Below are 11,408 nucleotides of genomic sequence, written 5' to 3' on the forward strand. Positions count from 1 at the left end.
TGCCGCACGCTGCGACCCACTCATGACGCCTGAACTCGGCCAGATCGCACTGATCCTGGCGCTGCTGCTTTCGCTTGCCCAGGGCGTGTTGCCGCTGATCGGTGCCTGGCGTGGCAATACCGCCTTGATGGGCGTCGCGCGGCCGGCAGCGGTGGGTCAGGCCGTGTTCGTGTGGATGGCGTTCGGCCTGCTCGCCTGGTCGCTGCTGTCGCTGGATTTTTCGGTCGGCTATGTCGCCGCCAACGCCAACATCGCCCTGCCCTGGTACTACCGCTTTGCCGCGGTGTGGGGCGCGCACGAAGGCTCGCTGCTGCTGTGGATCGCCATCCTTGCCACCTGGACGGTGTTGCTGGCCGCTTTCAGCCGGCATCTGCCGCAGTATTTCGCTGCACGCGTGTTGGCGGTGCTGGGCCTGGTGTCGGTGGGCTTTCTGGCCTTCATCCTGCTGACCTCCAATCCGTTCGGGCGGCTGTCGCCGATTCCGCTGGACGGCAACGAGCTCAATCCGGTGTTGCAGGATCCGGGCATGACCTTCCACCCGCCGGTGCTCTACACCGGCTATGTCGGTTTCTCGGTGGCCTTTGCGTTCGCGGTAGCGGCCCTGCTGGGCGGCGAACTGGAACAGGCCTGGGTGCGCTGGGCGCGGCCATGGACCAATGTGGCCTGGGCCTGCCTCACAGCCGGCATCGTGGCCGGTAGCTGGTGGGCGTATGCAGAACTGGGCTGGGGCGGCTGGTGGTTCTGGGACCCGGTGGAAAACGCCAGTTTCATGCCGTGGCTGGTGGGCACCGCGTTGATCCACACCCAGGCTGTCACCGAAAAACGCGGCAGCCTGCGTGCGTGGACCATCCTGCTATCGATCCTGGCGTTCTCGCTGTCGCTGCTGGGCACGTTCCTGGTGCGCTCGGGCGTGCTGACCTCGGTACATGCGTTCGCCGCCGACCCGCGCCGTGGGCTGTACATCCTGATCTTCCTGGTCGCAGTGGTCGGTGGTTCGTTACTGCTCTACGCCTTGCGCGCACCCAGAATCGCCAGCGGCAAACCGTTTGCCGCCGCCTCGCGCGAAACTGGGATTCTGATCGGCAATCTATTGCTTACCGTCGCCGCAGCGATGGTGTTGCTAGGCACCTTGTTCCCGCTGATTGCCGACGCCTTCGGCCTGGGCAAGGTGTCGGTGGGGCCGCCGTATTTCGGCCTGCTGTTCCCGTTGCTGATGTTGCCGGTAGTGCTGTTGCTGCCGTTCGGCCCCTACCTGCGTTGGGGACAGGCCGACGCCGCCCCCTTGAAGGCGCTGGGTGCCCGCGCCGGCATCGCTGCAATCGCCTGCGCGCTGGTCGGCAGCCTGTTTGCCGAGGGCCAGGCCAAGGCCATCGCCGGCATTGGCGTGGCGGCATGGGTGGCCACCGGCACGGCGCTTTACGTCTATAAACGTTGGCGCGAGATGCCGCGTGGGCGGCGCTTTCCGGCAGAGATGGCCGGCATGTTGATCGCGCATGCGGGGGTCGCGGTGTTCGTCGCCGGCGTGCTGATCTCCGACAGCCTGTCGGTCGAACGCGATGTACGGCTGTCGCCCGGCCAGAGCGCGGATATTGCCGGCTATGCGTTCCGCTTCGACGGCGTGCAGCTGGTCGACGGGCCTAACTGGAAAGCCGAACAAGGCAGCGTGCAAGTCAGCCGCGATGGCAAGGTCATTGCGCAATTGCATCCGCAAAAACGCCTGTACAGCAGCGAACGCATCCAGACCGAATCGGCGATCGATCCCGGCATCACCCGCGATCTCTATGTCGCGCTTGGTGAGCCACTGGACGACCAGCACATCGAACACGATTGGACCTTGCGGCTGTACTACAAGCCCTTCATCCGCTGGATCTGGGCCGGCGGCCTGTTGATGATGCTGGGCGGCTTCGTCAGCGCCTGCGCTCGGCGCTTTCGCGCGCCGGTCTCTGCAGCCAAGGCGGCTGCATCGCCGACATACCAAGCGCCCATCATCGCGCAGGAGTCGCACCCGTGAAGCGCATGCTGCCCTTGCTGGGGTTCTTGTTGATCGCCGCCCTGTTCGGCTTCGGCATCTACTGGACCATGCAGCACAACCCGCGTGATGTGCCCTCCCCATTGATCGGCAAACCGGCACCGGCCTTCTCGCTGCCGCGGCTGGATGCGCCCGACCAGCTTGTCACCCGTGAGCAGCTGCTGGGCAAGCCGTATGTGCTCAACGTATTCGGCAGTTGGTGCGCCGAATGCGTGCACGAGCATCCGGTGCTGATGGCGCAGGCCAGCCGGCTCGGTGTGCCCTTGATCGGCTACAACTACAAGGACGCGCCCGCCGATGCGACTGCCTGGCTGGCACGCTTGGGCAATCCTTACGCAGTGGTCATCGCCGATGAAGCCGGCCAGACCGCCATCGATTTCGGCGTCTACGGCGCACCGGAAAGCTTCCTGATCGATGCGCAGGGCATGATTCGCTACAAGCACATCGGCGTGCTCACCCCCGATGTCATCAACGATGAGCTGCTGCCCGCCATCGCCGCACTGCCCAGGGGCGCACCGTGATGCTGGGATATGGCGCCTTTCAGGCGCATCGGCGTGACCAGGCGCGCAAGCTGCGCCTGTTGCTGGTGCTGCTGTTGGGAATAGTGCTCGCGCCCTGCCTGCAGGCGCAGGCGGTGGACCCGTTGCCGTTCAAGAACCGCAGCGAAGAAGCGCGGTATCAACAACTCACCGCGCAACTGCGTTGCCTGGTGTGCCAGAACGAGAACCTGGCCGATTCCAATGCCACCCTGGCACGCGATCTGCGTCATCAGGTGTTCGCGCAATTGCAGGCCGGCAAGAGCGATGCGCAGATCAAGCAGTACATGGTCGACCGCTATTCGGATTTTGTGTTGTACGACCCGCCGGTCAAGCGCGGCACTTGGCTGTTGTGGTTCGGACCGCTGCTGATGTTGGGCGCCGGCGCTGCGGTGGTGATCCACACCGTGCGTAAACGCGCACGTGTCGGCCCAGCGGTGGCACCGCAGGCAGAGGAAGAATGGTGATGACGGGTTTTTATTTTTTGAGCGCTGCGCTGGTGATGGTTGCGCTACTGCTGTTACTGCTGCCGCTGATGCGCACACCCACGCGCAATGGCAATGCACGTTACACGCTGCCGATTCTGCTGGTACTGGGCCTGCCCGTCGCCACCGCCGGCCTGTATCGGCTGGTTGGCGCACCCGATGCGATCGCACATCCGGTCTACGTGACGGTACCCCAGACGGCGTCCATCGCAACGGCTGCTGCAGCCGATGCGGCACCACCACAACCTAGCGCTGCCGAACAGGCGCAACTGGCAGCGCTCACGTCGTGGATGGAACAGGCCAAAGCGCATGAGCAGAACAACCGCTCCGCCGAGGCGCGCGATGCCTACGCGCAGGCACTGAAGATCGCACCCGACACCAGCGCGGCCATCGTCGGCTGGATCGCCGCCGACATGGCAACACACAGCGATTTCGCCATCGATGCGGCCTCGCGGACGCGGTTGCAGCAGCTGATCGCGCGCGAGCCGGACAATCAGCGTGGGCTGTGGCTGATGGGCATCAGCGATTTTCAGCAGCACGACTACGCCGCAGCCACCACCCATTGGCGGCATCTGCATGGCTTGCTGGAAACCGGCTCGCCGATGCAGAACGCGGTGGCGGACAAAATTGCCGTGGCCGAATCGATGGCGAGCGCGCGGCAATCCGGGCGTGCTGCACGCTGAAAACAGCAGCGCAAAACACGTGCAGGCGTGCCTGAGGCGGCGACGTCAGCTCGCTAGGCGCGTTGTGGTGCGCAGCGGCGGTAGGTAGACGCAGAGCAACAGGTTCAAGCGGACCGCGCGAGGTTGCGTGGACAGCCGCACTTGTTCCTGGATGAAGGCAGTCGACACGGCTACCAAGAAGCAATGCGCAAGCAATGCAGCAGATCCCGCATCTGCCTCGCTCAGGACGACGGCCCCAACACCTCGTGCAACTTCCCGCTGAACTCGCCCAGCGTAAAGGGCTTGGCGATCATGCTCATGCCCTCGGCAAGAAATTCGCCGCGGTCGCGTGCGGTCTCGGCGTAGCCGGTCATGAAGATCACCGGCAGATCGCGGCGCGACTGTCGCGCAATCTCTGCCAACTGGCGTCCGTTGAGCCCGGGCAACCCGACATCGGTCACCAGCAGATCGATCCGTCGCTGCGAGGCAAGGATCGGCAGCGCGGCGTCGGCATCGGCCACCACCTCGGCCTCGTAGCCCAACTCGCCGAGCAGTTCGGTCACCAGCAGACGCACTTGTTCGTCGTCTTCCACCACCAGCACCTGCTGTCCCTGCCCGGCCACCACCGCTCCGCCTTGCGGCCCCATCGCCACGCTCTGCACGGCGACACCGGCGGGCAGATACAGGCTCACCGTGGTGCCCACGCCCACTTCCGACTCCACCCAGACTTGCCCGTTGGACTGCTGCATGAAGCCGTAAATCATCGACATGCCCAGGCCGGTGCCCTGCCCGATCGGCTTGGTGGTGTAAAACGGCTCGAACACGCGCTCTAGCACATCGGCCGGCATGCCGGTGCCGGTGTCGGCGACCGAGACCACGGCGTAGTCGCCCGGCGCCAGGCTGATGCCACGGCCAAGTTCGAGCCGGTGTTCGTCGACATGCAGATGCCGGGTCGAAATGCGCAACTGGCCGCCGTCCGGCATGGCGTCGCGGGCGTTGATGGCCAGGTTGATCAACGCGCTTTCCAGCTGGTTCTCGTCGACATACGCATGCGGTAGCGCATCGCAAAGATCGGCTTCCATGCGTACCGACTCGCCCAGGGTGCGCGCCAGCAATTCCTGCAGCGACACCACCAGATCGTTCAACTGCAGATGCCGCGCCTGCAGCGATTGCCTGCGCGAAAACGCCAGCAGGCGCTGGGTCAATGCGGCCGCGCGCAAGGCAGAAGCCGATGCCACATCCAGAAACCGCCCCAATCCCTCGGTCCGCCCCTGGTCAATGCGCAGACGCGCCAGATCCAAGGCCGACAGGATGCCGGTCAACATGTTGTTGAAGTCGTGCGCAATGCCGCCGGTCAACTGGCCCACCGCTTCCATCTTTTGCGCTTGACGCAGCGCGGCCTCACTGGATTCGCGCGCCAGCATCTGTTGCTGCAACTCGGCCGTGCGTTCGGCCACCTTGGCCTCCAGCAGGTTGGCCTGCTCCTGGATCGACTCCAGCGCCAGCGAACGTGCGGTGATGTCGGTCGCAAACACGTGGAAGCCATCCACCTTGCCATCTGCATCGAAGCGCGGCATGTAGCGGATCTCGGCATCGCGGCGGCGCCCATCGGCATGCGGCCAGCTCGCTTCCACCGTCAGCGCCTGACCGGACAGCGCGGCTTCGATCCAGGCGCGCCGCTCGGCCACAACCGCAGGCCCCATCACATCCACCAGCGGACGTCCGATCACCTCTTGCGGCGGAATACCGATCCAGTCTTCGTACGAGCGATTGGCGAAGCGATACACCAGGTGTTTGTCGATGAAGGCGATCAACACCGGCAAGGCATCGGTGACGCGGCGCAACTCGGCTTCGCTCAATGCCAGCGCAGCACGCCCTTCGGCCAGCTCTGCCATCTGGTCGCGGATCACAAACTGTTTTTGTCGCGACCGCAATGCGTTGGAAATCGCGCTCAACAGCGACGATGAACTGAGCGGCCGCTCCAGCTCGATGACATTGGTCATCTCGGCAGGCAGGCTCACCCGGCGACCATGCTGGCTGCCACGCGGGGCGCGCAGCAGCACGAATGGAATATCCGACCACGCCGCCTGACCCTGCAGGATCTGCTGCAACTGCTGCAGATCGCCGCGCAAGGCTTCTTCGGTGAGCACCACCACGCCGGAACTGTCGAGCAGGTCGCCAGCCAATGCTTCCAATGCGCCGTAGACCCGGCGGGTTAACCCACGCCCACCGACGATGGTCGCAATACTCTCCGCATCGCGGCCGAACGGCGCAATGATGTGGACCACCGACCCATCTGCTTCACAGTTGGTCAATTGCACGATCCAGCAATGGCGTGCCGTCTCCAACAAACTGTGGGGTGCCGGTCAGTACACCATGGAACCTTTCCAGCGGTTCGCTCAAATGCAGACCGCCGCTGCTGATGCGCATCTCGCGAATCGAATCTTCATGCGCGCCACTGCGATTCTTGATGACCGACAAGGCCTTGCGGATCCGCCCCTGCGCTTCAAAGAAGCGAAACAAAATGACGGTGTCGGCCATGTAGGAGATATTGAGGTTGCCGGTCGACATCGTCCCCACCAGACCATGTTGCGGATTGATCAGGAACGTGGTCACGCCGCTCTGGTTGAGATAGGACAGCAGCTCGTGCATCTGCAGCATCAGCTGCTTTTCTTGCGGCATCGACGACAGATAGCCGTTGAGGCTATCGATCACCAGGATGCGGCAGTTCCGCGCCTCCACGCTTTCGCGCACCGCCCAGGAGAACTCGCCGGGCGTCAGTTCCGCAGGGTCCATCTGGTGCAGTTCCAACATGCCCGAAGCCAGATGCTTGCGTAAATCCATGCCCAGGTTTTCGGCACGCGTCAGCAAGGTGCCGGTGCGCTCGTCGAACTGCAGCACGCAGCAATGCTCACCACGTTCGCAGGCCGCACTGACATATTGCAGGGCGACATTGGTCTTGCCCGAGCCGGCCGGACCGGTCAGCAAGGTACTGGTGCCGCGCAGCGGGCCGCCATGCAACAGTGCATCGATGCGCTCGACTCCGCTGGACACCGCATCGCCGACAAACGGCACGTGATGATCGGAGGCGATAAGACGCGGATAGATCCGCATGCCGCCCGTCACGATGGTGATGTCGTGGTAGCCGGCGGTAAAGTTGACCCCGCGCAATTTCTGCACCTGCATGCGTCGCCGCGCTGCGCCGAAGTCCAGCGTCATACGCTCCAGCGAAATCACGCCATGACACAGGCTGTGCAGATGCGCATCGCGCTGGCCATTCTCATCGGTGAGGTCATCGACCAGAAACACGGTGATGTTGCGCGGTGCGAAGAACTGCTTCAGCGCCAACACCTGCCGTCGGTAACGCAGCGAGTCTTGTGCCAACAGACGCAGTTCGGACAACGAATCGAAGACCACGCGCGTGGGCTTGACCCGATCGACCTCGGCCTGGATCAGTTTGATCGTGCCATCCAGTTCCATTTCCCAAGGATGCAGAATGGACTGCTGGCGCCCGTCGCCCAGAAACGCTTCGGCCGAGGCCAGCTCGAAGATGTGCAAAGGTTCCAGCGACCATTCGTGCGACGCGGCAACTTCGTTGAGCTCGTCGATGGTTTCCGACAGCGTGACGTACAGGCAGCTCTCGCCCCTGGCTGCGCCATCGAGCAAGAATTGCAGCGACAACGTAGTCTTGCCGGAGCCGGGCTGGCCTTCGAGCAGATAGAGCCGATTGGCCGGCAGTCCTCCGCGGAGGATGGTGTCAAGCCCCGTCGTCCCGGTCGTGATGCGGTTTGCGATCATCGGCTTTACATTTTTCATGCCATTTAAGTTAACACGCGCGCGTGATTGTCCGTTGCCACAGACTGAATTGATCAGCTTGCCTGGCTTGACGCGCTGTGCGTTCTGCCCATCTTTATGCCGTGACCGCAGTGGCGGATTTTCGCTGCTTTGGGGTGTCGCAGGATTGTCAATCTGCGGCATGCCCCCGGCTTTTGTGATGCGCTGCGTGCCAACTCCGACACATTCGTCACGGGCGCGCGCATAGCCTTGGCAGTGAAGCAGGTCGCGTTGTTGCGATCGCTTGAGGATCGCGGTGAACGACGCATCATGTAATGCACGCATTCTGTTGGTGGAAGACGACGACGCCATTCGCGCAATGACCGCGGATATCTTGTGCGAAGAGGGCTATCAGGTCGTCGTGTCTGCCGATGCAGAACAGGCACTGGAGCAGCTCGTCACGGCCTGTCCGTTCGACCTGCTGCTGTCGGATATCTGCCTGCCGGGCATGAACGGACGCGACCTGGCCGACAATGCGCGGCGGTTGTACCCAGCACTCCCGATCATCTTCATGACCGGCTACGCAGGCGCCAGCGCCCAACGGGCGGACTTTCTGGATACCGGCATGCGCTTGCTCACCAAGCCATTCTCGTTACGCGACTTGCTGGGTATCGTGCAGACAACGCTGTAACCGGGCGCAACCAAGGCACTCACGCCTCGCAGGCCAGGCGTACACAGCGCTTTGCGCACCTAACTGCAGCCGCCGTGTTGCGTCATCGAGCACCAGCGTGAACGCGCCCAACGCCGACGACTCGAGCGCGACGATGACTCTGCTACTCGCACAACAGCCAAGGTCATTGCAAACTCCGCTCCAGCAACTGCATCACGCGCAGCTTCAGGTCGGCCGCCAGGAACGGCTTGGTCAACACTTCCATGCCGTCGTCCAGCTGCCCGGCGCCGACGGCCGCGGTTGCCGCATAGCCGGTCACGAACAGCACCGGTAGCGTGGGTCGGTATTGCCGGCCCGCATCGGCCACCTGGCGCCCGTTCAAGCCACCGGTCAGGCCGACATCGGTCACCAACACATCGATTGGCTCTAACGAGCGCAAGCGCTCCACCGCAGCGCTGCCTTCAGCTGCTTCGATAACGCGGTAACCGGCCTCGGTGAGCACTTCCGAGATCAAGATGCGGATTGCGGTTTCATCCTCTACCAGCAAGATGGTGCAGCTCTGCGCTGCAGCGCGCTGTGGCTGTTGCGGTGTGGCGACTGCCTCGTCCTGCGCATCTGTCCCGCTGAAACGCGGCAAATACAGGGCCATGGTGGTGCCCAGGCCCACTTCCGAATCGATGCGCACGTGCCCGCCGGACTGCCGGGTAAACCCGTAGATCATCGATAGGCCCAGACCGGTGCCCTGCCCGATCGGCTTGGTGGTGAAAAACGGCTCGAACACTTTGGACATGACCTCGTCCGTCATGCCGGTACCGGTGTCCTGCACGCTCAGGCACACATAATCGCCAGGCGGCAGATCCAACTGCTGGGCCGCCACCGGATCCAGCGAGCGGTTGTGCAGCCGGATAGTGAGTACACCGCCATCGGGCATGGCATCGCGCGCATTGAGGCACAGATTGAGCAGCGCATTCTCCAACTGCGGCGCGTCTACCAGCACCTTCCACGGCTGCGGCGCCGGCGTCACCTGCAACGTGATCGATGGTCCCAAGGTCCGCGAGATGATTTCGCGCATGCCGTGCACTAGTGCGTCCACTTCCAACGCACTGGGGGCCAGCGTCTGCCGGCGCGAGAATGCCAGCAGGCGTTGCGTCAACGCAGCGGCACGCGCGGCGCTGGTCTGCGCCATTTCCACATAGCGTTCCAACCGGTCGTACTTGCCTTGCTCCACGCGCGCCTGCAGCAGCTCCAGGCCCACCGTGATGGAGGTCAACAGATTGTTGAAGTCGTGCGCCAAGCCGCCGGTGAGCTGCCCGACCGCCTCCATCTTTTGACTCTGGCGCAGTTTTTCTTCGGCCAGCAGTAACGCCGCGCTCCGTTCACGCACGCGCTGTTCCAGGGTTTCGGTCAGCACGCGCAATTGCTCTTCGGCCTCGCGTCTATCGCTGACGTCCGAGGCCGTACCGAACCACTCCTCGATCTGGCCCTCTGCATCGAGCACGGGCACTGCACGCAGCAGCGTCCAGCGCACCTGCTGTCTGTCCAGCACGCGAAGCTCCAGCTCCAGGGCCGCCTTATCGTCGATCGCAGCACGGATGGCCGCTAGCAACGGCGCACGATCATCCGGATGAATCCATTCCTGCTGCCAGCGCGCATTGGCCGCACGACCATCGTCCAACAAGCCATCGCCGGCATGCAGGCGCAACGCGCCCCAGTTGGCAGTGGCAGAAAAGATCGCTTGCGACGACGCGCGCACCAAGGCGTCCAGCCGGCGCTCGCTTTTGATCAAGGCTTGGCCGGCCAAGCGCTCGGCGGTGCGATCGCGCAGCACTTTGACAAAGCCAATCGCCACGCCAGTTTCTTCGCGCAGCACCATCAACGATCCATTGGCCCAGAACCGCTCGCCGGATTTACGCATATGCCAGCGCTCGTCCATACCGCTACCGCTTTCCAACGCTGCGGCGGCTTCAATCAGAAGCTGTCGATGCGCCACATCTTCCGGGGTAAACATGCGCTCCAGCGATTGCCCGAGCATCTCGGCCTCGGCCCAGCCCAGAATGCGGCGCGCGCCTTCGTTCCATGAAGTCACCTGGCCGCGCATGTCGGTCGCGATGATCGCGTAGTCCATGACGCTATCGAGGATCTGCCGGTTGCGCACTTCTGCCTCGCGCACCGCGCGTTCCAGGCTGATGCGATCGGTGATATCCAACCCTTGCACGAAGATGCCGGAGACCGTGCCGTCGGCACCGGCAATCGGTTGATACACCAGGTCCAGCAGATGTCGCTCGGTCGGCCCGCCCGGCACTGCCTGGACGTCGTACACCAGCGCATTGGCCGTATAGGCGCGCCCGGAGCGATACACCTCATCCAGATGGCGCAGATGCCCTTGCTCAAGCGCGTCCGGCAACGCTTCGGCGAGCGGCCGCCCGATCACGTCGCGGTGGCCGACCAAGCGCGAGTAGCACGGGTTGGCGAACTCGACACGATGCTGCGGCCCGCTCAAAAACGCCATGAACATTGGCGCCTGCTCGAACAAACGGATCAAGCGCTCGTGCTCGTCGGCCAACCGCGCCTGGGCCAGCTTGCGCGCGGTCACCTCGTTGGTCACGCAGAACGCGCCACCGATGCTGCCATCGTCTAGATAGATCGGTGAAAACGAAAACGTCCACCACGTCTCTTCCGGCGTGCCGTAGCGGTTCATACCAATCGGCACTTCTTCAAAGCGCGAGGCGCTCCCTGCAAATGCTGCCTCGATCGGCGCACGTACCGCCTCCCACGCATCGGCCCACAGCTCGCGCAGCGGCGCGCCCAGTGCCTGCGGCCGACGCGGCCCCAGAATCGGCGCATACGCATCGTTATAGAAAAACGTCAGCGCCTCGCCCCACACCACGTACATGCTCTCCGGCGAGGTGAGCATCAAGCTGACCGCATTGCGCAATGGCGACGGCCACTGCGCGCTCGGCCCCAACGGCGTAGCAGCCCAGTGGTATGCGCGCACCGCCTGCGCCATGGCGCTGTCGCCATGCGGAAATGCAGTGGTCATGCCGCGCGCATCCGCACGACCACGCCATGTCGCAGATCGCCTGCACGACACCACCGCATCGCTTCACCGCCTGCGCCCTGATGACTGTTCACCCATCCGTGCATCTGTGCCAAACCATTAGAAGAGAGCCCAAGACCGCGCGACGCATCGCCAACAGGCACGATCGACCGCTCACACCACCGTCATCACCCAACCTGCGGCAGGCAATGTAT

At 63.6% G+C, this 11,408-nt stretch carries 8 protein-coding genes; 5 read left to right on the plus strand and 3 right to left on the minus strand.

The window, feature by feature from the left end; genetic code table 11:
* The first annotated feature begins 22 nt into the window (after positions 1–22).
* From ASF90_RS00505 to ASF90_RS00520, 4 genes are read left to right on the plus strand one after another with little or no spacing between them, the layout of a single operon-like run.
* Entirely contained in the window at positions 23–2,011 is a 1,989-nt protein-coding gene (locus ASF90_RS00505; protein WP_055844438.1) for a heme lyase CcmF/NrfE family subunit, read from the plus strand.
* Positions 2,008–2,550: a DsbE family thiol:disulfide interchange protein gene (locus tag ASF90_RS00510; RefSeq protein WP_055844441.1), complete on the plus strand. Its 543-nt coding sequence runs from the start codon at positions 2,008–2,010 to the stop codon at positions 2,548–2,550. Before ASF90_RS00505 ends, ASF90_RS00510 begins: the two co-directional genes overlap by 4 nt.
* Positions 2,550–3,032 (plus strand): cytochrome c-type biogenesis protein, encoded by a 483-nt coding sequence (locus ASF90_RS00515; RefSeq protein ID WP_055844443.1) that lies wholly within the window; start codon positions 2,550–2,552, stop codon positions 3,030–3,032. The genes ASF90_RS00510 and ASF90_RS00515 overlap by 1 nt, the downstream gene beginning before the upstream one ends.
* Positions 3,026–3,733, plus strand: coding sequence for a tetratricopeptide repeat protein (locus tag ASF90_RS00520; protein WP_082473361.1), 708 nt, complete (start codon positions 3,026–3,028; stop codon positions 3,731–3,733). The genes ASF90_RS00515 and ASF90_RS00520 overlap by 7 nt, the downstream gene beginning before the upstream one ends.
* A 221-nt stretch (positions 3,734–3,954) precedes the next feature.
* Here the strand turns inward: ASF90_RS00520 and ASF90_RS00525 are convergent, their stop codons facing one another.
* The gene (locus tag ASF90_RS00525) at positions 3,955–6,027 is read right to left on the minus strand and encodes a PAS domain-containing sensor histidine kinase (RefSeq protein WP_055844449.1); all 2,073 of its coding nucleotides are present in this window, start codon (positions 6,025–6,027) and stop codon (positions 3,955–3,957) included.
* The gene (locus ASF90_RS00530) at positions 6,014–7,528 is read right to left on the minus strand and encodes an ATPase domain-containing protein (protein WP_055844452.1); all 1,515 of its coding nucleotides are present in this window, start codon (positions 7,526–7,528) and stop codon (positions 6,014–6,016) included. The genes ASF90_RS00525 and ASF90_RS00530 overlap by 14 nt, the downstream gene beginning before the upstream one ends.
* Before the next feature lie 304 nt (positions 7,529–7,832).
* Here ASF90_RS00530 and ASF90_RS00535 point away from each other — a divergent pair, with 304 nt between their 5' ends.
* On the plus strand, positions 7,833–8,177 hold the full coding sequence (locus ASF90_RS00535) for a response regulator (protein ID WP_055846156.1): 345 nt from the start codon (positions 7,833–7,835) through the stop codon (positions 8,175–8,177).
* 163 nt (positions 8,178–8,340) lie between these two features.
* Here ASF90_RS00535 and ASF90_RS00540 read toward each other — a convergent pair whose 3' ends face one another.
* Positions 8,341–11,196 carry a PAS domain-containing protein gene (locus ASF90_RS00540; protein WP_055844455.1) on the minus strand — a complete coding sequence of 952 codons (2,856 nt, stop codon included), beginning with the start codon at positions 11,194–11,196 and terminating at the stop codon, positions 8,341–8,343.
* Positions 11,197–11,408: the final 212 nt, after the last annotated feature.

Origin of the sequence: Xanthomonas sp. Leaf148 (genome assembly GCF_001423585.1) — a bacterium.
GTDB lineage: Bacteria > Pseudomonadota > Gammaproteobacteria > Xanthomonadales > Xanthomonadaceae > Xanthomonas.

Bases quoted from the DNA above. Each gene is read 5' to 3' on its own strand.
- ASF90_RS00505 (WP_055844438.1), top strand. From the start codon at position 23: ATGACGCCTGAACTCGGCCAGATCGCACTGATCCTGGCGCTGCTGCTT.
- ASF90_RS00515 (WP_055844443.1), top strand. From the start codon at position 2,550: ATGCTGGGATATGGCGCCTTTCAGGCGCATCGGCGTGACCAGGCGCGC.
- ASF90_RS00520 (WP_082473361.1), top strand. From the start codon at position 3,026: ATGGTGATGACGGGTTTTTATTTTTTGAGCGCTGCGCTGGTGATGGTT.
- ASF90_RS00530 (WP_055844452.1), bottom strand. From the start codon at position 7,528: ATGAAAAATGTAAAGCCGATGATCGCAAACCGCATCACGACCGGGACG.
- ASF90_RS00540 (WP_055844455.1), bottom strand. From the start codon at position 11,196: ATGACCACTGCATTTCCGCATGGCGACAGCGCCATGGCGCAGGCGGTG.